Source organism: Kribbibacterium absianum (assembly GCF_030067705.1).
Taxonomy (GTDB): domain Bacteria; phylum Actinomycetota; class Coriobacteriia; order Coriobacteriales; family Atopobiaceae; genus Kribbibacterium; species Kribbibacterium absianum.
The window spans coordinates 87,626-107,017 of the sequence record NZ_JASJEX010000002.1 but is presented as its reverse complement, the minus strand read 5'-3'; the positions used below and the strand labels follow the sequence as shown (position 1 = coordinate 107,017).

Sequence of the window (19,392 nt, the reverse complement as noted above, 5' to 3'; positions counted from 1 at the left end):
GACGCGGTGTCTTGGTACCCGGGTATCGCTGTCCCTTGATATGAGGACCTTGTTTTTGTGGGGAGTGAGTGGGGGGCTCCGGGCAGCGCCGGCGCCTCGCCTTCGCGCAATGCTGCAACAATGGGCAGTCCCGACCAGAAGCCACACGCGACCCGGAGCTGCCATGCCGCTGCGTCTCATCGTCTCGCCGGCCAAGAAGCTGGCCCCCACACCGGATTTCGCGCCCGAGGCGCAGCCGGCGTTCCTCGAGCAGGCCGAGCAGCTCACCGCGGCGCTGCGGGAGCGCTCCCGTGACGAGCTTCAGGCCCTGTGGCGCACGTCGGACGCCCTGACGGCCACGGCCTGCGACCACCTTGCCGCCTGGACGCCGCACGGCCGCGACGCTGCGGCGATGTCCTATCGGGGCATCCAGTACACGGCGCTCGCGCCGCAGGTCATGGACCGCGCGCAGCTGGCCTACACCCAGGAGCACCTGCGCATCCTCTCCGGCCTCTACGGGGTCCTTGGGCCCCTCGACGCGGTCTGTCCCTACCGTCTGGAGATGCAGGCCAAGCTGTCGGGCCCGTGGGGCGGCGACGTCTACGCGTTCTGGGGCGCTCGGCTGGCGGAGCGTCTGGCCCGCGAGTGCGACACGCTCGTGAACGTCGCCTCCGTCGAGTACGCCCGGGCCGTGCTCCCGCACCTCCCCGAGCGCACGCGCGTCGTGACCTGCCTCTTCGGCGAGCTTCGGGACGGGCGCCTCCGCCAGCGGGCCACCGAGGCCAAGCGTGCCCGCGGCATGTTCTGCCGCTGGTGCGCCGAGCAGGGCATCGAGGACTGGGAGCGGCTCTCGGGTTTCTCGGAGGCGGGCTACGCGCTCGACCGTGGGCTCTCCGCCCCGGACCGGCTCGTGTTCATCCGCTAGGCTCAAGGCCACCGCAATCAAGGGAGGTCCCATGAACGGCTTCGTGTACTCCGTCCCCACCACGGTCTACTTTGGCTCGGACGAGTTCCGCCACCTGGGGGAGGAGGTCGCGGGCCTCGGTCGCACGGTGCTTCTCTGCTACGGGGGCGGGTCGATCAAGCGCACCGGCCTCTATGACCGCGTGATGGGACAGCTAGCCGAGCAGGGCCTCCAGGTGGTGGAGCTGTCCGGCATCGAGCCCAACCCCCGCATCGGGTCGGTGCGCGAGGGCGTGCGGCTGTGCAAGGAGCACGACGTGGACGTGGTGCTCGCGGTCGGCGGCGGGTCCACCATCGACTGCGCGAAGTTCGTGTGCGCGGGCGCCCGGTCCGACCGCGACCCCTGGGACTGGTTCGCCGACAAGACCATCCCCATCACCGACGCGTTGCCGCTGGTCACCGTGCTCACCCTCGCCGCCACGGGCTCCGAGATGGACGACACGGGCGTGATCTCCAACCCCGAGCTGCAGGAGAAGCAGGGCCGGGGCGCCCGCGTGCTCCTACCCAAGGCGAGCTTCCTCGACCCCGAGAACAGCTACTCGGTGCCGCCCTCGCAGACGGCGGCGGGCTCGGCGGACATCATCGCCCACACCCTCGAGGTGTACCTGACCACGGAGGACGACCTCTTCTTCCTCGACACGTTCATGGAGGGGCTGCTCCGAACGGTCGTGAGGTTCGCCCCGGTGGCCATGAGGGACCCCACCAACTACGAGGCGCGCGCCAACCTCATGTGGGCCAGCTCCTGGGCCATCAACGGGTTCGCGGACGGCGGCAAGCGGCACGGTTGGTCGGCGCATCCGATGGAGCACGAGCTCTCGGCGTTCTACGACATCACGCACGGCCTTGGCCTCGCGATCCTGCTGCCGCGCTGGATGCGCCACTGCTTGGACAAGGACCCGGCGACCGCGGGCAAGCTGGCCCAACTGGCCGAGCAGGTCTTTGGCGTCACGGACCCGGCGCTGACCGAGCGCGAGAAGGCCGAGGCGGGGATCGACGCCTTGGCGGCGTTCTTCACCGACGAGCTGGGGCTCGCGTCGACGCTCGGAGAGATAGGCATCGGCGACGAGCACTTCGAGCGCATGGCGAAGAAGGCCTGCGACGGCAAGGGCGGCACGATCCACGGCTTCGTGGACCTGGAGCCTGCAGACGTGGTCGCCATCTTCGAAGCCTGTCAATGAGTTAGCGCCCGTCGGGCTTTGACTCGCGCCCGCTGGTCGATGCGACGGGACCTGGCGGGCGGATTCGTTTGTGCGGAAACGGTTCCCCGCAAGGATTTGCGGACAAACGATTCCCCGCAAGCGGCCTCGACGACAAAACCGCAGGTGGCCGAGAAGCGAAGCCCGCCGTTGCCCCCGTTTCTCCGCAAAACGGCCCCGAGATTTGCGGGGAAACGTTTCCCCGCAAGCCCCGAGCGCAAGCCCCGGTCGTCGAGCCGCAGCCCGCCGGGTCGTGACTCAAGCCAAATCTTGCAGCGCCACCGGCTCCGACGCCCCGCGCGTCGCCAGCGCCTGGACGAGCGCCGTCGCGCCGCTCATCGTGCTCACGAGGTCCACGCCGCGCGCCACGGCCTCGCTGCGGATCTTCTCGCCGTCGCCGCGCGCCGCGCCGCCATGGGGCGTGTTGATGAGGAACGCCGCCTCGCCGGACCGCAGCAGGTCCACACAGTTGGGCGACCCGTCGCGCACGCGGCGCAGCTCGGTCACCTCGATGCCCGCCGCCCTCAGCGCCTTCGCGGTTCCCGGGGTGGCGGCCAGCTCGTAGCCCATGGCCCGCAGCAACAGCGCCACCGGCCCGATGGCGCGCTTGTCCCGGTCGCACACGGAGATGGGCACCACGCCCGAGGTCGGCGTCGCGTAGCTGATCTCCTCGCGCGTCTTCGCGAACGCCTGGGGGAAGGTCGCGCCCAGGCCCATCACCTCGCCGGTGGACCGCATCTCGGGCCCCAGCACCACGGTCGCGCCGGGGAACCGGCTCCACGGCATCACCGACTCCTTCACCGCGTAGTGCCCCGGCTCGCGGCGCTCGTCGGGAAGGCCCATGTCCCGCAGCTTCTCGCCGGCGATCACCCGGGCGGCCACGCTCGCGAGCGGCACCCCGCTCGCCTTGGACGAGAACGGCACGGTCCGGCTCGCCCGGGGGTTCATCTCGATCACGAGCACGCGCTCGTCCTTGACGGCCAACTGCAGGTTCATCGGCCCCACCACGCCGGCGGCCAGCGCCAGCGTCCGGGTGATGTCGCGCACGCGCTCGAGCAGCGCCCCGGAGAGCGAGAACGGCGGGTAGCAGCAGGCCGAGTCGCCGGAGTGGATGCCGCACTCCTCGATGTGCTCGAGCACCGCGCCCACGTACACGTCCTCGCCGTCGCACACGGCGTCCACGTCCAGCTCCACCGAGTCCTCGAGGAACGCGTCCAGGTACACCGCGTGCCCGCGCGACACCGCGGTCGCCTCGTCCAGGTACGCCGCCAGCTCGTCCGGCCCGTACACGATGGCCATGCCGCGACCGCCGAGCACGTAGCTCGGCCGCACGAGCAGCGGGTAGCCCACGGTGCGCGCGGCCGCGAGGGCCTCGTCCACGGTGGACGCCACCGCCGAGGCCGGGTACTCCACGCCCAGCTCGTCCAAAAGGCCAGCGAACCGCTCCCGGTCCTCGGTGAGGTCGATGGCGTCCACGCTCGTGCCGAGCACGGTGAGCCCTGCCTCGCTCAGCCGCCGCGCCAGGTTGATCGGCGTCTGGCCGCCGAGCGTCACGACCACGCCCTGAGGCCGCTCGGCGTCGGCGACGTCCATCACGTCCTCAAAGGTGAGCGGCGAGAAGTAGAGCCGGTCGCTCGTGTCGTAGTCCGTGGAGACGGTCTCCGGGTTGCAGTTGACCATCACGGTCTCGAAGCCCAGCTCGTGCAGCGTGCGCGCGGCGTGGCAGCAGCAGTAGTCGAACTCGATGCCCTGGCCGATGCGGTTGGGCCCGGCCGCGAGGATCATCACGCGGGGGCGCTCTGCCGGCCGCCGCTCGCTCTCGCCGCCGGCGCGGTACGTGAGGTAGCTGTAGTTGGTGCGGGCCTCGAACTCGCCGGCGCAGGTGTCCACGTGCTTCACCACCGGGGTCACGCCGAGCACCTGCCGCAGGGCCCGGACCGTGTCCGCCCGCTGGCCGGTGAGTCGCGCGATCTGCTCGTCCGAGAAGCCCAGCTGCTTGGCGGCGAGCAAGAGCCCCCGGTCCAGGCCGCCTAGCCCGAGCTCCGCGATACGCTGCTTTGCCCGCGCGATGTCCTCCATGCGCGAGAGGAACCACGGGTCCACGCTCGACAGCTCCGCGACCCGCGCGACGCCCCAGCCCCGCTCGAGCGCCTCCTCCAGGTAGAAGACGCGCTCGGGCGTGGGCTGCGCCACGCGGTCGGCCAGCTCGTCGTCGCTCAGGCCCGCGCCGAGCGCGTCGAGCCCCTGGTGCCCCTGCTCGAGCGACCGCAGCGCCTTCTGCAGCGCCTCCTCGAACGTGGTGCCGATGGCCATGACCTCGCCGACGGCCTTCATGCGCGTGGTGAGCACGTCGCTCGCGCCCTTGAACTTCTCAAAGGCGAAGCGCGGCGCCTTGACCACGCAGTAGTCGATGGAAGGCTCGAAGCAGGCGGGCGTGGCGCCGGTGACGTCGTTCAGGACCTCGTCGAGGGTGTAGCCCACGGCGAGCAGCGCCGCGAACTTGGCGATGGGAAAGCCCGTGGCCTTGGAGGCGAGCGCCGACGAGCGGCTCACGCGCGGGTTCATCTCGATCACGACCACGCGGCCGTCCTCGGGGTTCACCGCGAACTGCACGTTGGACCCGCCGCAGGCCACGCCCACGCGGTCGAGCACCGCGAGCGAGGCGTCGCGCAGCCGCTGCAGCTCGTAGTCGTTCAGGGTCTGGCAGGGCGCCACCGCGATGGAGTCGCCGGTGTGCACGCCCATCGGGTCGAGGTTCTCGATGGAGCACACGACGATGCCGTTGCCGGCGCTGTCGCGCATGACCTCCATCTCGATCTCCTTCCAGCCGAGGAGGCTCTGCTCCACGAGCACCTGGCCCTCGGGGGAGAGGGAGAGCCCCTCCGCTGCGATGGCGCGCAGCTCCTCAGCGTTGTGCGCGACGCCGCCGCCCGCGCCTCCCAACGTGAACGCGGGGCGCAGCACCACCGGGTAGCCCAGGCGCGCGGCGACGGCCTCGCACTCCTCCACCGTGGTGCCGATGCCCGACTCCGCCGTGGCGAGGCCGATCTGACCCATGGCTTGGGCGAAGAGCGCGCGGTCCTCGCCCGTCTCGATCGAGTCGATGTCGCAGCCGATGACCTCCACGCCGTACCGCTCGAGCACGCCCTCCTGGGCCAGGGCCACCGCGCAGTTGAGCGCCGTCTGGCCGCCCATGTTGGGGAGCAGCGCGTCGGGTCGCTCGCGTTCGATGATGCCCGCGACGGACCGCGCGGTTATCGGCTCCACGTAGGTGCGGTCGGCCACGTCCGGGTCCGTCATGATCGTGGCCGGGTTGGAGTTGACGAGCACCACCTCGTAGCCCTCGCGGCGGAGCGCCTTGACGGCCTGGGTGCCCGAGTAGTCGAACTCGCAGGCCTGGCCGATGACGATGGGGCCGGAGCCCAGGACGAGGATCTTCTTGAGGTCGTTGCGGCGCGGCATCTACGCCCTCCCTTGCTCGAGGTACTCGGGGTCGCCGTCCATCAGGCGCACGAACGCGTCGAACGCGTAGCGGGCGTCCGTGGGGCCGGGGCGCGCCTCGGGGTGGTACTGGAGCGAGAAGGCCCGGGCGTCGAGGAACTGGAGCCCCTCGGGCGTGCCGTCGTTGAGGTTCACGTGGGTGAGCCGCACGCGTCCTACCTGCGGGTTCATCACCACGGGGGCGATGCGGCGCTCGCTCCAGACGCGAAGGTCGCCCGGGTGCTCGGCCACGCCTCCGGAGAGTTCCGGGACGAGCGGCCCCAGCGACGAGAAGACCGGCCCGTAGTTGTGGTTCTGCGCCGTGACCTCGGTGCGGCCGGTGAGGAGGTTCATCACCGGCTCGTTGCCGCCGTGGTGGCCGAAGGCGAGCTTCTCGATGGACGCGCCCGCGGCGGTGGCGAGCACCTGGTTGCCGAGGCAGATCCCAAAGAGCGGCACCTGGCCGAGAAGCTCGCGCGCGCAGGCCGTGACCTGTGGGATCGCGGCCGGGTCGCCGGGGCCGTTGGAGAAGAAGACGCCGTCCGGGTCGCGCGCGAGGATGCTTGTGGCCGGGGTGTCCCAGGGCACGAGCTCGCACTCGACGCCGGCCGCGGCCAGGCATTCCATGATGCCGGCCTTCTCGCCGCAGTCCACGGCGACGACGCGCCGGCGCGCGGCACCGCGGGCCGGAATGGTGCGGGGCTGCCCCCGGGAGACCTGGGCGACGAGGTCGCGCTCGCCGATGGGCCGGGACGCCCGCACGCGCTCCACGAGCGACTCCGGGTCCAGGTCCTCGGTCGAGACGGCCGCGCGCATGGCGCCCTCCTCGCGCAGGCACAGCGTGAGCGCGCGGGTGTCCACGCCCTCGATGGCCACGACGCCCTCCCGGGCCAGGTAGTCGCCGAGGGCCTCGTCGGACTGCCAGTGGCTCGGGGTGCGGCAGAGGTCGCCCACGACGAGGGCCTCGAGCGCCGGGTGCGGCGCCTGGCCGTCCCGCGCGTTCATGCCATAGTTGCCCACCTGCGGGTAGGTGAGGGCCACGACCTGACCCGCGTAGGAGGGGTCGGTGACCACCTCCTGGTAGCCGATCATCGAGGTGTTGAAGACGGCCTCGCCAAAGGCCTCTCCCAGAGCACCGCACGACCGCCCAAAAAAACACCGGCCGTTCTCGAGTGCGAGAAGGGCCGGTGCCGGTTGATTGCCTGCTGGCGCTGCCAATGGGTTCACGTGCCGCTCCCTCCTGTGGGTTCAAGCCACCATAGGGGTCGCGGCGCGGTGAGAATTCGTCCGGAGAGATTCGCAACAAACTGGATACTCATGCGTATCCTATGCAAAACACCGCAAAAAGCAGCGAGACGTCGCCGAATGGGCGACGTCTCGCTGCGACTGCTCCGGCTCGGGGCGCTTAGTGCTCGGCCACGTACTTCACCACGTAGGGCGCGAAGCGCTTCTGGATCTCGCTGAACGTGGACTCGAAGGCGTCCTTGGCCTCCGGGGCCATGAAGAGCTCGATCTTGCGGCCGTGGAGCTCCACCATGAGCTTGTCCTTGAGCTCGGCGCGGCCGAAGAGCTCGTCGCGGAGACCGGCGCCCAGGGCGAAGGTGAGAAGGGCCGCCTCGTCCTGTGTCATCGGGGCCTTGCCGTCCATGGCCTGAACCGCGTAGTCCTTGAACTCGCGCTTGGCCTCGGCGGTCGGCACGAAGACCACCTCGGACTGCTCGCCGAGGATGTAGCCGCCCTTGCGCAGCGGCAGCGCCAGCGCGGCGAGGAAGTCGCCGGCCTGGTCGCCCTCGACGAACTCGTCCATGATCGTCTGGACGGAGACCTCCTCGCGCTGCTCGATGAAGCGGTAGAGCGGCAGCAGGTACTCCTTGTCGGCCGGCAGCTCGCCCTTGATGCGGGCCTTGCCGTCCTTGAAGTCGGCGACGCCGTCGTTCTCCAGCTCAAAAAGGCCGCAGGCGACGATGGCCGCCATGGCCTCCTTGGTGGGGACGACGCCGTCATTGTTGAGTGCGAGGACCAGCAGCTGCTGGGTGGTTGAGACGTTCATGGAACACCTTCCTGAAACGCAAACTCGAATGGACGTGCTGCACCCGGGCTCTACCCATTTGTGCGGGAGGGGTCGATGCAAAGCCCCCGAGGCCCATCAAAAGACCGACCGTGCGGGGCGGCCGACGGCCGTTGGCTCACGCGCGGGGCCCCTTGTGGTGGCGCGCGCCGTCGAGGAGCCGCTGCTCACGGGACTCGTCGCGCAGCAGGCGACGGCCGAAGCCGCCCATGAGGCCGAGGCCGAGCGCCTCGAGGATGCCGAAGAGCCCGAGCTTGAGCAGGAAGGCGAGCGACTCGATGGGGCTGTGCGCCGCCGCGTAGAGGCCGCCCAACGCCGCGGCGGAGCCCGTGTCCACGCCGAAGAGGATCATGAAGCCCCAGGCCACCGCGAACGCGCCGCCGAGGAACCCGAGCCAGCTGTACACCTTGAACGCGCGGTCGCGGCCGAGCCGGTCCAGCTCGCGCTGGGTGCGCGCGGCCTCGCGGCTCTGGGGCCCGGGCGCCGCGTCGTCCGCCGGTGTCCTCGGGCGCGGCGGGGTCGCAGGCTTGGGCATCTGGGCGGTCCGGTCGGGCGCGGCCTGCTGCGCCGGTGCGGCCTGTTCGGCCACGACCGCCTCCTCGGCCGCGACTTGCGCCGTTAGCGTGGGGTCGTCCATCGTCTCGGCGTCCATCTCGAGCGCGCCGAGCTCGCTTTCCAGCTCCTTCGCGTTCTGTGCCGCGTCGCCGTCGCCGAACGTGCGCTCCACCTGCTCGTCCGCGTGCGCCTTTTCCTCCGGCGTGGGCTTGTCCTGGGCCATGGTGACCTCCTCGGGTTCGTTATTTCGATGTCTGCGGATGCTTGTACCCTCGCCTCGGAGCGCGTCCTGTCAGCGGGCCCTCAGCAGCGGACCCTCCACGGCGAGTCCCCCGCGGCCGTTGGCTCTCGGCCCTCGACACTCCCCTCGCTGCGCCGCTCGCCCGTGGCGCGGCCGTTTCCCGGGCACCGGGGCCGGGTATGCTGGGTGCGTCGACCCCTCGCAGAAAGGCGGCGCCCATGCCCCTTCTCGATGCCATCGCCCAGCGCCACTCCGTGCGCTCCTATCTCCCGGACCCCATCGGCCCCGAGGACCGCGAGCGCCTCTCCGCCCTCGTTGCGGACGCCAACCGCACCCCCGGCCTCTCGTTCCGCCTGGCCTTTGACGAGCCCCGGGCCTTCTCGTCGAGCCTCCCGGCCTATGGCGCGTTCAAGGGCGTGACCAACTACCTCGTCTGCGCCGGCGAGCGCAGCCTGCACCTGAGCCAGGACGTGGGCTACGCCGGCGAGCTCATCGTCCTCGAGGCCCAGGAGATGGGCCTCAACAGCTGCTGGGTGGGCCTCACCTACAAGCACGGCATCGTGCGCGGCGGCCTGGCCCCCGACGAGAAGCTCGTCTGCGTGGTGGCGCTCGGCCATGGCGCCGGCTCCGGGTCCACGCACCCGGTGAAGCCCCTCGAGAAGCTCTGCACCGTCGAGGGCGGCGTCGAGGCGCCGGCATGGTTCCAGGAGGGCATGTGGGCGGCGCAGCTCGCGCCCACCGCGATGAACCAGCAACGGTTCCACATCACCTACCGCGGCGGCACGGTCCGCGCCGAGGCGCTGCCCGCGCCCTATGCCGACGTGGACCTCGGCATCGTCAAGCGGCACTTTGAGCTGGGGGCCGGCGCCGAGAACGTGTGCTGGGCCTGACCTGCGCAGACGCCACCGCGCGTGCTTCGTCCCAGTCGATCGGGGCCGGTTCTCCTTGAACCGGCCCCCTTCTTGTGGGATAAGTTAACTGGTTGCTCTTTAGCCTTTTGCGGCTGGAATTGGAGGCGCACGCCCATGGGTGAGATCAAGGGACGCGACGAGCGCGAACAGCTGCTCAGCGCGTGGTTGCGCATCACCTCCAACATCTCCCAGCTCCAACGGTTCGACGACCTTCGTTACAACGAGGCGGTCATCTGCAACCTGCTCATGAAGAACAAGATGGAGAACCCCGGCACGATGCTCACGGCCACGGACCTCTGCCGCGAGTCGCACATCATGAAGTCCCAGATGAACCGAACCCTCCAGGCCATGGAGGAGAAGGGCATCGTGCGCCGGCACCGCTCCACCGAGGACCGCCGCCGGGTGTTCATGGAGCTCCGCGAGGACTCGGACCTCTACGACAAGCAGCACGCCCGGGTGCTTCGCACCGTCGACGCGCTGGCGGACCGCCTGGAGGGCCTCGACCTGACCCAGGTGGTGGCCGTGCTCGACGCCGTGAGCGAGGCGGCCGAGGACCTCGTGGCTGAGGACCGCCTGGAGAAGGCCCGGGCCACGGCCTAAGCGCTGGTTTTCAGCACGCAAGCTGTTAGAATGACCTGCGGCAATCTGTCCAGGGGCGACCGAAAGGATCGTGATGAAACCCCGACCTCACAGTCTCTGATCCCTGGGCGGCCTAACGCGTGCGCTCGGGGCGCACTCGTTAGGAGTCACAACCATGATTTACCTGTCCCAGATGCTGGGAATCCCCGTTATCGACTCGAACGGTGAGAAGATCGGCACCGTCAACGACCTGGGCATCGCCACCGGCGAGGTCTTCCCCCGGGTGACGAGCCTCGCGTTCGTGGGCCCCGGCAAGACGCCGTTCATGATCAGCTGGCGCAAGTACGTCGACTCGTTCGACGACGCCGTGCGTCTCAAGGTCCCCGCGACCGACATCCGCTTCTCGTACCTGCAGCCCAACGAGGTCCTCATCTCCCGCGACCTGCTCAACAAGCAGATCGTGGACACCCGCGGCCTGCGCGTGGTGCGCGTGAACGACCTCAAGCTCTCGGACTCCGGCACCAACCAGCTGCGCCTGCTCGGCGCCGAGGTGGGCGCCCGCGGCATCCTCCGCGCCCTGTCGCCCAAGGTGGAGCGCGCGGTGGTCAAGGCCGCGAAGGCCGTGGGCAAAGAGGTGCCTGAGAAGATCATCGCCTGGTCCTACATGGACCTGCTCGACCGCGAGCTCTCGGACGTGCAGCTCAGCGTCTCGCACAAGACCCTCGACGACATGCACCCGGCCGACATCGCGGACATCATCGAGCAGCTGGACCCGCGCCTCCGCGCCCAGGTCTTCGCGCAGCTCGACGACACCCGCGCCGCCGAGACCATGGCCGAGCTGGACGACGACGAGATGGCCGCCGAGATCATGGGCGACATGGACACCGCCGACGCCACGCGCCTGCTCACCGAGATGGACCCGGACGACGCGGCGGAGCTGGTGAGCGAGCTGGACTACGAGAAGGCCGAGACGCTCCTGCGCCTGATGGGCGTGAAGGAGGAGAAGGCCGTCCGCCAGCTGCTCGGCTACCGCGAGGACACCGCGGGCCGCATCATGACGAGCGAGTTCCTCTGGATCAAGCCCACGGCCACCGTGGCCGACGCCGTGCAGGCGGTCCGCGACCTCGATGACGAGGAAGTGGAGACCGTCAACTACCTCTACGTGGCCGACGAGGGCAAGAAGCTGCTCGGCGTCGTGACCCTGCGCGACATCGTGGTGCAGCCGATGACGGCCCGGATCCAGGACTTCATGGCCACCGACGTCATCACCTGCGACCCCGAGGACGACCAGGAGGACGTCGCCGAGGCCATCTCCAAGTACAACCTGCTCGCGATCCCCGTGGTGGACGAGCACAACCGCATCCTCGGCATCGTGACCGTGGACGACGCCCTCGACGTCATGGAGGAGGAGCACGAGGAGGACCTCGTGCTCGCCGGCGGCCGCGACAGCGACTCCGACCAGCCCTCCAACGACCTCCGATGGTTGCTGCTCGACCAGCTGTGGCTGTTCTTCTGGGCGCTCGGCGCGGCGATCCTCGTCTCGGCGGGCAACGCGCTCGGGCTGGGGGCCACGGGTCTCGCGCTGTGCGTGGGCCTGCCGGTGGCGCTGCTCACGGCGGACTCGATGGTGGACTACGTGATCGGATTCTTCATCGAGTTCGACGCGGACGACGAGGACGCCCCCTCCACCGCGAGCTTCTTCTGGCGCGGCCTCGGCATCAGCGTCGTGTTCCTGGCCCTGGTGCTGCTCGTGGCGGCGGGCCTCGGCAGCGCGCTCTTCCACGGCGAGCCGGCCCGGACGCTCTTCGTGTTCGGCTTCGTGGCCGCCGTGGTCGCGGGCCTCGGCCTCTTCCTCATCGCGCCCCTCTACCTCCGGGTGCTGCGCCGGCGCGACGAGAAGGGCGAGGAGACCTCCCGTCTCACGCTGCGCATCCTGGCGCAGCTGATCGCCATCGCCGTGTACGCGGTCGTGGCGTTCCTCACCTGCGGGCTGGGGGCGTAGCATGACGCCCCGCAAGGAGGAGAGGCTGCGCCGCGTGGGTGGCACCGCGTGGCGTGGGGCCTCCCAGAAGCCCGAGCGCGTGGGCCACAAGGCGCCCGCGCCCAAGCGGCCCGCCGAGCCCGCTGTCAAGAAGCGGCCCGCCGGCCCCGCTCTGCGCACCCGGCCCCAGACCGTGGACCAGGCCGAGCCCCACGCCAAGCCGCGGATGCGCTGGTCGATGGTGCTTGCCGCGATGGGCCCCGGCCTCATCGCCGCCCTTGCCGGCACCGACGCCGGCGGCATCGCCACCTACTCCAACGCCGGCGCGATGTTCGGATTCGGCCTTCTCTGGACCGTGCCCGTGATGTGCTTCCTCCTGGTGGTGGTGCAGGAGACGGCCGCGCGCATGGGCTGCGTCACCGGCAAGGGGTTCGCGAGCCTCATCCGCGAGCAGTTCGGCGTGCGGTGGAGCGCCGTGGCCATGCTGTCGCTGCTCGTCTCGAACACGATGGTCACGCTGTCGGAGTTCGCGGGCGTGGCGAGCGGCATGAGCCTCTTCGGCGTGCCGCCCTACGTGTCGGTGCCCGTCGCGGCCATCGCCGTGTGGCTGCTCACGATGAGCGGCTCCTACAAGCGCATCGAGAAGGTCCTCTTGGCCATCAGCTGCATCTTTGTGGCCTACGTGATCGCCGGCGTGATGGTGGGGCCCGACTGGGGCGAGGCCCTGGTCGACACCTTCGTGCCGCAGGTCCAGATGAGCCCGGAGTACCTGTCGCTGCTCGTGGCCCTCACGGGCACCACCATCGCACCGTGGATGATCTTCCTCGCCCAGTCCAACGTGGTGGACAAGAACGTCGGCACCGAGGAGATCCCCTACCAGCGCATCGACACCTGCACGGGCGCGGTGCTCGCGAGCGTGATCAGCTGGTTCATCATCCTGGCCACGGGAGCGACGCTGGCGGGCTCGGGCCTTGTGGTGGACGACGCCGCGACGGCGGCGAGCGCCCTCGCGCCGATCGTGGGCGATTACGCCGAGGCGCTCTTTGGCCTCGGCCTGGTGGGCGCGTCGCTGCTCGCGGCCTGCGTGCTGCCGGGCATCACGGCGAGCGCCATCTGCGAGGCGTTCGGCTGGGAGCACGGCGCGGACCATGGCTGGAGCGAGGCGCCCATCTACTGCGGCATCGTGACGGCGGTGATCGTGCTCTCGGCCGTGGTGGTGCTCGTCCCCAACGTGGACCTCTTTGGCGTGATGATGGCCGCGCAGGTGGTCAATGGCGTGCTGCTGCCGGTGCTGATGGTGTACATGGTGAAGATCGCGTCCGACAAGCGGGTGATGGGTCCGTACCGCAACGGACGCGTCTGGACCGGGGTGACCTGGGTGACCATCGTGCTCATCGTGATCCTGACCCTGATCATGTTCGCCCTGCAGCTCATGGGCTACTGAGAGGGCGGCCTCGTGCGCGCCCCGGGCGCGTCGCCGCGCGAGCGACCGCAGCCGGGGCGCTTCTGCTGTTCTTGCCAATGACCCTTACAAAACCGCAAGGACGTTTAAGATTGCTCCGTACGACCATCGACGCCCGGCTGGTCCGGGCCTTGTGGAGAGACCATGGCCACGAGCAACGACAACGGCACCCCTCGGCACTACGGCAAGCACGCGGCCTCGTCGGGCGCGAAGCCCACTGCCAAGCGCTTCAAGGGCGCGGGCACCTCGGCCGCGGGCCGCTCTGTCGGGAACCGCGTCGCCGGCGCCGCCCAGGCGTCGCCGCACATCTCCTCCGACGCCCCACGCCCCGTGCACGACACGAGCGCTTTCGACACCATCTCCTCTGGCGAGGGCGCCGTCCTCCACGACCGCGACTCCGCCTCCGAGGCCGCCCACGCCGCCCGTTCCAACTACCGCAGCGGCTCCGGCCAGCGCATCGCCGCCTCCAAGCGACCGCAGGTCAAGAGCCGCCAGAACCGCGCCAAGCTCAGCCGCCCCGTGATGATCGCCCTGGCTGCGGTGGCGGTGCTGCTCGTCATCGTGGTCGTGATCTTTGCGGTGGTGCTCCAGCCCTCCACGAGCCTCCAAACCGATGACACGACCCCTACGCGCGCCGAGCAGGTCCAGGCGGACGACCAGACCAAGGGCATCTCCTACGACGGCTACACCTATGCCTGCGCGCTCGACGACGACGGCGCCTCGTACTCCTTTGTGCGGTACGCGAGCGGCAGCTCGGACGCGATGGTGCTCTTCCAGCTGCAGGGCACGCCGGTGACCGAAGTGCTGTACAACGGCGCGTTCGTGATCCCGCAGAACCTCGGGAACACGTGGAACGTCGTCGCGTGGCACATCGGCGACGGCACGGCCTCCACGCAGCTCACCCAGGAGGACGGCTCGGCCCTTGAGGGCGACGGATCCATCTCGTCGGCCTCGCTCGACGGCTCCAACTTGGTCCTCAACTTCGACAACGGCGCCACGATGACGGTCCCCCTGGACTGACGCGGCCCGGCGCGCTTCTCTCGTGAGGTTCGGCGCTCACGTGACGCGGCGCTCACGTGACGCGCTGTTGTGGAGAAACGTTTCCGCGCAACCGCGCCCGCACCTGGGCAAGGGCGCCGCCGTCTCCCCGCACGCGCGCCGCTCGCGGCACGGCCCACGCGCCTATATCGCCGTCCCCGCATGTGTTCTCAAGCTTGGTCTAGACTGTCTGAAGGAATCACAAGCGAACCTGAGGAGACGCCATGGCTCAGACCACCGCCACCAGCGAGACGGTCAGTGCCTTCTGCAACGGCGTGGCCGTAATGCTCGCCGCCGGCATTCAGGTGGACGAGGCCGTCGGCATGCTCGCAGACGGCACCACGGACGCGTTCACGAGCCAGCTCTTCTCGGAGGTGTACGCCGAGCTCGCGGACGGCGCGTCCCTCGCGTTCGCCCTTGCGTCCACGGGCGCGTTCCCCGAGCACGCCGTGTCCATGGTCGATGTGGGCGAGAAGTCCGGCCGCTTGGAGCAGGTGCTCTCGAGCCTCGCCGCCTACTACGAGGAGGAGGGCCGCATGTTCGCGAAGATGCGCGCGAGCGTGGGCTACCCGGCGGCGCTCCTCTGCCTCATGTCCGTCATCGTCGCGTTCACCGTGTGGGCCGTGCTGCCCACGTTCGAGGGCGTGTACGCGAGCCTTGCCGGCAGTCTCACCACTGGCTCGTTCGGTGCGGTCGAGGCGTCCATCGTCATCGGCTGGATCGCGCTCGTCGCCACGCTGGCCTGCACGGCGGCGGCGCTTGCGACGGTCATCCTCGGCGCGACGGCCGACGGTCGCCAGCGGCTCGTGCGCGTCCTCGCGGTGCTCCCTTGGACCCGCGACGCGGTCTACGAGCTCGACCTCTCCCGCTTCGTCAGCTGCCTCGCCATCTACGTCGCCGCCGGCTCCAACACCGACGATGCGATGGGCGACGCCCTCGCCACCGTGACCGACCGGCGCCTGCGCGCCCAGCTGGCCCGCGCCCACAAGCTCATGCTCGACGTTTCCGAGCCTCGCTCCCTCACTCAGGCCGTTGCCGAGGTGGGGCTGCTCCAGCCGGTGTACGCCCGCATGCTGGCGGTGTCCAGCCGCTCCGGCTCGCTCGACCGGTCCCTCGGCGAGCTCTCCGCCCTGCTCTTCTCCGAGGCCGTGCAGGGCCTCGACGCGGCCATCGACGGTGTCGAGCCGGCCCTCGCGGCCCTTGTGACCGTCGCGGTGGGCGCCACGCTCGTGTCCGTGATGCTGCCGCTCGTCGGGATCATGGGGTCCATCGGCTAGCGCGTCGTCGGAACGGGAGGGGAGGTGCCATGAGGTCGAGGTTCTTGAGGGAGCGCCCGCATACAGGACCGTGGCTCGCTCTCGTCGTCGCGGTCGTCGCGGTCTCGGTGACGCTCGTGGGCCTCGGCATCTCTGCGACCGCGTCCCCCGACGAGCAGGCGGCGGCGTCCGTGCGCGAGGCGGTCCTTTTGGCGGCCGACCGTTGCCAGGCTGTCGAGGGTGCCTATCCGCCGTCGGTCGACTATCTCGTGGAGCACTACGAGCTCCGCGTGAACGAGCAGGACTTCCGGGTGGGCTACGAGTGGTTCGCCTCCAACGTGCCCCCCACGGTCTCTGTGCGCCCGCGCGGCACCCTGGTGGGGGCCGTGTCATGAGCCGCCGGAACCCGGCCGCCACGCTCGATGCCCTCGCCCGGACCGCGTCGCTGTTTCACGGACGGCGGGACGCCGGGCGCCTGTGGCACCTGTTCGCCGGCGTCCTCATGGCCCTCTTCGTGCTCACCGTGCTCCTTGCGCTCGTCGCCGGCGTGCAGGCGTACGGCGCCATCGTGGCCCGCGGGCACGACCAGGACCTCGAGCGCCTCTCGAGCGCGCTCATCGCCAACACCGTGATGGGCAACGACTACGCCGGCGCCGTCTCTGTCGGGCCCGGGCCCGAGGGTGACGCGCTCGTGCTGACACGGACCACCGAGACCGGCTCGTACCAGACGCGTCTCTATCGCTACCAGGGCGCGCTGCTGCAGGACTTCGTGCTGGCCGGCGCCGCGTACGACCCCTCCGTGGCCGACGAGCTGTTCCCCACCGAGGCCTTCTCGTTCACGGTGGACGGCTCGCTCGTCACGGTGACCACGGACGCAGGGAGCGTGTGCGTGGACCTCCGCGCCTCCCGGGCCGGTGCGATTGGGGGCGCGGCATGACCGGGCGGCCCTCTGTGTTCGGCGCCCTTGGCGCGCGGCGCGACGAGACGTCCGGACGCACCCGCGCCCTCATCGTCGAGGCGCTGTTGCTGACCGCTGTGCTCGCCTTTAGCCTCGCGGTGTTGATGAGCGCGTTCAGCCGGACGGCGCTGCTGTCCGCAAGCGCGAGCGACCTGACGCGCGCCTCGGCCGTCGCGCAGTCCGTGGCCGAGCGGTTCGCGGCGGACCCGGCGTCGGTGGTCGAGACGGCCTGGGAGCAGGACGGCCTTCTCGTGACCTGTGCCACCGAGGCCACCGAGCAGGACGCCGGCACGTTCTGGACGGCCGCGATCTCCGTGAGCGACGGGGGCGCCGAGCCGCTCGTCACGCTCTCCACCGCGCGGTTCGTGAAGGCCGCCGACGGAGCCGGGACAGGCGGTGCCTCATGAGCGCCCGTCGCGACGCCGGGGCCGTGCGTCTCGGCCCCGTGAGCGTGTTCGTGCTGGTCATGGGCGTGTGCCTTGCCGTGCTCGCGGTGCTCTGCCTGGCCACTGGGCAGGCGCAGCGGGCCACGGCCGAGCGCCAGGCCGCGACGCTCGAGGCCACCTACGCCAACGAGGCCGCGGCCAACGCGGTGCTCGCGCAGGTGGAGGGGTCGCTCGCCGAGTCCCGCGCCGCCGGGCTCGACCTCGACGCCGCGCTGGCGGCCCTCGACCGGGCGCTGGCGACGAGGCCCGAGGCCGCGGGGCCCCTTGTCGCCACCTATGGCCTGGAGCGCGACGGCGGCTCGATCGTCGGCACGTTCACCTGCGGCGGGACGCGAAAGTTGCTCGTGCGCCTCTCCGTGGACGAGCGCCTCGCCTGCACCGTCGACGCCTGGGTCGCCACGAGCGACATCCCGGAGGACGAGCCCCCGCAGGTCTGGCAGGGCCCCCTAGAGCCGTAGCCGCTTCGATTCACCGACACTCCCGAGAGGAAGGCACCATGGACATCAACGAGCTGCTCGCGCAGATGATCGAGGAGGGCGCGTCGGACGTGTTCGTCGTGCCCGGCCTGCCGTTGGCCTACGCGGTGGACGGCCACCAGCACCGCATGGACATGGCGCCGCTCGCGCCCGCGCACACCGAGGAGCTCCTCCGGCGGGTCTATGCGCTGGCGGGCCGCGACTTCGGCCCCTTCGAGGCCTCGGAGAACCACGACGACGACTTCTCGTTCGCCATCGCGGGCCTCGGGCGCTTCCGCATCAACGTGTTCCGCCAGCGCGGCTCGTACGCCGCGGTGATCCGCGTGATCCCGTTCTCGCTGCCGCGACCGGAGGACTACAACATCCCGCCCGAGGTCATGGCCTGCGCGGACTTCCAGAAGGGCCTCGTGCTCGTCACCGGCCCGGCCGGCGCGGGCAAGTCCACGACGCTCGCCTGTCTCATCGACCGGCTCAACCACACGCGCTCCGGCCACATCGTCACGATGGAGGACCCCATCGAGTTCGTGCACCGGCACGGCACGTCCATCGTGACCCAGCGCGAGGTGCCCACCGACGTCGCCACCTATGCCGAGGCGCTGCGCTCCGCGATGCGCGAGAGCCCCGACGTGATCCTACTCGGCGAGATGCGCGACGCCGAGACCATCGCCACCGCCGTGACGGCCGCCGAGATGGCGCAGCTGCTGTTCTCCACGCTGCACACCACGGGCGCGGCGACCACCGTGGACCGCATCGTCGACGCCTTCCCGGCCAACCAGCAGCGCCAGATCCGCATCCAGCTGGCGATGGTGCTGCAGGCGGTCGTGTCGCAGCAGCTCGTGCCCACCGTTGACGGCGGTGTCGCGCCGGCCTGGGAGATCATGGTGGCGAACCCGGCCATCCGCAACCTGATCCGCGAGGAGAAGACCCACCAGATGGACTCCGTGATCGCGGCGGGCGGCGCCCAGGGCATGCGGACCATGGACCAGAGCCTGTTCGACCTCGTGAAGGAGGGTCGCGTGACCCGCGAGACGGCGCTGCAGTTCTCGAACCACACGGAGGCGCTCGCCAAACACCTCGACGCGGCCTCCCTGTAGCCCGGTTGGCTCGGCGCCGGACGCATCAAAGGCTGGCGTTTCAGCGATGTGTCAGCTACCCTTGGGGCGTTCGGCACAGACGACCACGGTGAGGACCCCATGACCGTTTTCCATCGCATGGGCACGGACGGCCCGGGCGAGCAGATCGACGCCGAAGTCTCCCACGAGTTCCTCGACCGCATCCCCGGCGGCGTCTTCCGGTACCGCGCGGACGACGAGTGCGCCCTCGACTATGTGAACAACGGCCTGATCCGCATGTTCGGGTGCCGCGACTACGAGGAGTTCCTCGAGCTCACCGGCAACACCTTCCCCGGCATGGTGATGGAGGAGGACCGCGAGCGCGTGATGCGCGAGATCCAGGACCAGATGCGGCTCGAGTCCGAGGACCGCGTGCGCTTCCGCATCAAGCGCAAGAACGGCGAGGTGCGCTGGATCGAGGACAACGGCCACTACATCGTGGACTCCACCGGCGTGGGCTGGTTCTACGTGACACTGCTCGACGTCACCGAGGAGGTGCGCCTGCGCGAGGCCCTTGCCGAGGCCAACGAGAAGTTCGAGGTCATGGCCATGCTCGGCACCTACCAGCGCCGCGCGGAGATCGATGGCCTGACGGGGGTGCTCAACCGCACGGCCGGGGTGGCGAGGATCGTCGAGTAGCTCGAGATGGGCGGCAAGCCCTGCAGCTTCATCATCATCGACATCGACGACT

At 70.1% G+C, this 19,392-nt stretch carries 18 protein-coding genes; 14 read left to right on the top strand and 4 right to left on the bottom strand.

Going from position 1 to position 19,392, the window contains the following annotated elements:
• The first annotated feature begins 163 nt into the window (after positions 1–163).
• Both QJ043_RS03460 and QJ043_RS03455 read left to right on the top strand, forming a co-directional pair.
• Positions 164–904 carry a YaaA family protein gene (locus tag QJ043_RS03460; protein ID WP_283713875.1) on the top strand — a complete coding sequence of 247 codons (741 nt, stop codon included), beginning with the start codon at positions 164–166 and terminating at the stop codon, positions 902–904.
• Positions 905–935: 31 nt separating this feature from the next.
• Positions 936–2,120, top strand: a complete 1,185-nt coding sequence (locus QJ043_RS03455) for an iron-containing alcohol dehydrogenase (RefSeq protein ID WP_283713874.1) — start codon at positions 936–938, stop codon at positions 2,118–2,120.
• Positions 2,121–2,396: 276 nt separating this feature from the next.
• Here the strand turns inward: QJ043_RS03455 and carB are convergent, their stop codons facing one another.
• The 4 genes from carB to QJ043_RS03435 all read right to left on the bottom strand — a co-directional run bounded on the left by carB (position 2,397) and on the right by QJ043_RS03435 (position 8,464).
• A complete protein-coding gene (gene carB / locus QJ043_RS03450; RefSeq protein ID WP_283713873.1) occupies positions 2,397–5,600 on the bottom strand; it encodes a carbamoyl-phosphate synthase large subunit in 3,204 nt (1,067 codons plus the stop codon).
• Positions 5,601–6,845: a glutamine-hydrolyzing carbamoyl-phosphate synthase small subunit gene (gene carA / locus QJ043_RS03445; protein ID WP_283713872.1), complete on the bottom strand. Its 1,245-nt coding sequence runs from the start codon at positions 6,843–6,845 to the stop codon at positions 5,601–5,603. It lies immediately after the preceding gene.
• A 178-nt stretch (positions 6,846–7,023) separates the two neighbouring features.
• Positions 7,024–7,668: a GPP34 family phosphoprotein gene (locus QJ043_RS03440; RefSeq protein WP_283713871.1), complete on the bottom strand. Its 645-nt coding sequence runs from the start codon at positions 7,666–7,668 to the stop codon at positions 7,024–7,026.
• Positions 7,669–7,804: 136 nt separating this feature from the next.
• A complete protein-coding gene (locus tag QJ043_RS03435; protein ID WP_283713870.1) occupies positions 7,805–8,464 on the bottom strand; it encodes a hypothetical protein in 660 nt (219 codons plus the stop codon).
• Between the two features lie 236 nt (positions 8,465–8,700).
• On the opposite strand from QJ043_RS03435, the gene QJ043_RS03430 reads away from it, so the two are divergent.
• From QJ043_RS03430 to QJ043_RS03375, 12 genes are all read left to right on the top strand, one after another.
• Complete coding sequence (locus QJ043_RS03430) at positions 8,701–9,372, top strand: nitroreductase family protein (RefSeq protein ID WP_283713869.1); 672 nt, start codon at positions 8,701–8,703, stop codon at positions 9,370–9,372.
• Positions 9,373–9,507: 135 nt separating this feature from the next.
• Complete coding sequence (locus QJ043_RS03425) at positions 9,508–9,993, top strand: MarR family winged helix-turn-helix transcriptional regulator (RefSeq protein WP_283713868.1); 486 nt, start codon at positions 9,508–9,510, stop codon at positions 9,991–9,993.
• 154 nt (positions 9,994–10,147) lie between these two features.
• Positions 10,148–11,974, top strand: a complete 1,827-nt coding sequence (locus tag QJ043_RS03420) for a magnesium transporter (protein ID WP_283713867.1) — start codon at positions 10,148–10,150, stop codon at positions 11,972–11,974.
• A 205-nt stretch (positions 11,975–12,179) separates the two neighbouring features.
• Entirely contained in the window at positions 12,180–13,397 is a 1,218-nt protein-coding gene (locus QJ043_RS03415; RefSeq protein ID WP_283713902.1) for an Nramp family divalent metal transporter, read from the top strand.
• 162 nt (positions 13,398–13,559) lie between these two features.
• Positions 13,560–14,435 carry a hypothetical protein gene (locus QJ043_RS03410; RefSeq protein ID WP_283713866.1) on the top strand — a complete coding sequence of 292 codons (876 nt, stop codon included), beginning with the start codon at positions 13,560–13,562 and terminating at the stop codon, positions 14,433–14,435.
• A gap of 242 nt (positions 14,436–14,677) precedes the next feature.
• Positions 14,678–15,730 carry a type II secretion system F family protein gene (locus QJ043_RS03405; protein WP_283713865.1) on the top strand — a complete coding sequence of 351 codons (1,053 nt, stop codon included), beginning with the start codon at positions 14,678–14,680 and terminating at the stop codon, positions 15,728–15,730.
• A 29-nt stretch (positions 15,731–15,759) separates the two neighbouring features.
• On the top strand, positions 15,760–16,104 hold the full coding sequence (locus QJ043_RS03400; protein WP_283713864.1) for a hypothetical protein: 345 nt from the start codon (positions 15,760–15,762) through the stop codon (positions 16,102–16,104).
• Positions 16,101–16,646 (top strand): DUF4860 domain-containing protein, encoded by a 546-nt coding sequence (locus tag QJ043_RS03395; protein WP_283713863.1) that lies wholly within the window; start codon positions 16,101–16,103, stop codon positions 16,644–16,646. Before QJ043_RS03400 ends, QJ043_RS03395 begins: the two co-directional genes overlap by 4 nt.
• Positions 16,643–17,074 (top strand): hypothetical protein, encoded by a 432-nt coding sequence (locus tag QJ043_RS03390; RefSeq protein ID WP_283713862.1) that lies wholly within the window; start codon positions 16,643–16,645, stop codon positions 17,072–17,074. Before QJ043_RS03395 ends, QJ043_RS03390 begins: the two co-directional genes overlap by 4 nt.
• The gene (locus tag QJ043_RS03385; protein ID WP_283713861.1) at positions 17,071–17,571 is read left to right on the top strand and encodes a hypothetical protein; all 501 of its coding nucleotides are present in this window, start codon (positions 17,071–17,073) and stop codon (positions 17,569–17,571) included. Before QJ043_RS03390 ends, QJ043_RS03385 begins: the two co-directional genes overlap by 4 nt.
• Before the next feature lie 38 nt (positions 17,572–17,609).
• Positions 17,610–18,683: a type IV pilus twitching motility protein PilT gene (locus tag QJ043_RS03380; RefSeq protein ID WP_283713860.1), complete on the top strand. Its 1,074-nt coding sequence runs from the start codon at positions 17,610–17,612 to the stop codon at positions 18,681–18,683.
• Positions 18,684–18,782: 99 nt separating this feature from the next.
• The gene (locus QJ043_RS03375; protein ID WP_283713859.1) at positions 18,783–19,340 is read left to right on the top strand and encodes a PAS domain-containing protein; all 558 of its coding nucleotides are present in this window, start codon (positions 18,783–18,785) and stop codon (positions 19,338–19,340) included.
• Positions 19,341–19,392: the final 52 nt, after the last annotated feature.

Bases quoted from the DNA above. Each gene is read 5' to 3' on its own strand.
- QJ043_RS03460 (WP_283713875.1), top strand. From the start codon at position 164: ATGCCGCTGCGTCTCATCGTCTCGCCGGCCAAGAAGCTGGCCCCCACA.
- QJ043_RS03455 (WP_283713874.1), top strand. From the start codon at position 936: ATGAACGGCTTCGTGTACTCCGTCCCCACCACGGTCTACTTTGGCTCG.
- carB (WP_283713873.1), bottom strand. From the start codon at position 5,600: ATGCCGCGCCGCAACGACCTCAAGAAGATCCTCGTCCTGGGCTCCGGC.
- QJ043_RS03440 (WP_283713871.1), bottom strand. From the start codon at position 7,668: ATGAACGTCTCAACCACCCAGCAGCTGCTGGTCCTCGCACTCAACAAT.
- QJ043_RS03435 (WP_283713870.1), bottom strand. From the start codon at position 8,464: ATGGCCCAGGACAAGCCCACGCCGGAGGAAAAGGCGCACGCGGACGAG.
- QJ043_RS03430 (WP_283713869.1), top strand. From the start codon at position 8,701: ATGCCCCTTCTCGATGCCATCGCCCAGCGCCACTCCGTGCGCTCCTAT.
- QJ043_RS03425 (WP_283713868.1), top strand. From the start codon at position 9,508: ATGGGTGAGATCAAGGGACGCGACGAGCGCGAACAGCTGCTCAGCGCG.
- QJ043_RS03420 (WP_283713867.1), top strand. From the start codon at position 10,148: ATGATTTACCTGTCCCAGATGCTGGGAATCCCCGTTATCGACTCGAAC.
- QJ043_RS03415 (WP_283713902.1), top strand. From the start codon at position 12,180: ATGCGCTGGTCGATGGTGCTTGCCGCGATGGGCCCCGGCCTCATCGCC.
- QJ043_RS03410 (WP_283713866.1), top strand. From the start codon at position 13,560: ATGGCCACGAGCAACGACAACGGCACCCCTCGGCACTACGGCAAGCAC.
- QJ043_RS03405 (WP_283713865.1), top strand. From the start codon at position 14,678: ATGGCTCAGACCACCGCCACCAGCGAGACGGTCAGTGCCTTCTGCAAC.
- QJ043_RS03400 (WP_283713864.1), top strand. From the start codon at position 15,760: ATGAGGTCGAGGTTCTTGAGGGAGCGCCCGCATACAGGACCGTGGCTC.
- QJ043_RS03395 (WP_283713863.1), top strand. From the start codon at position 16,101: ATGAGCCGCCGGAACCCGGCCGCCACGCTCGATGCCCTCGCCCGGACC.
- QJ043_RS03390 (WP_283713862.1), top strand. From the start codon at position 16,643: ATGACCGGGCGGCCCTCTGTGTTCGGCGCCCTTGGCGCGCGGCGCGAC.
- QJ043_RS03385 (WP_283713861.1), top strand. From the start codon at position 17,071: ATGAGCGCCCGTCGCGACGCCGGGGCCGTGCGTCTCGGCCCCGTGAGC.
- QJ043_RS03380 (WP_283713860.1), top strand. From the start codon at position 17,610: ATGGACATCAACGAGCTGCTCGCGCAGATGATCGAGGAGGGCGCGTCG.
- QJ043_RS03375 (WP_283713859.1), top strand. From the start codon at position 18,783: ATGACCGTTTTCCATCGCATGGGCACGGACGGCCCGGGCGAGCAGATC.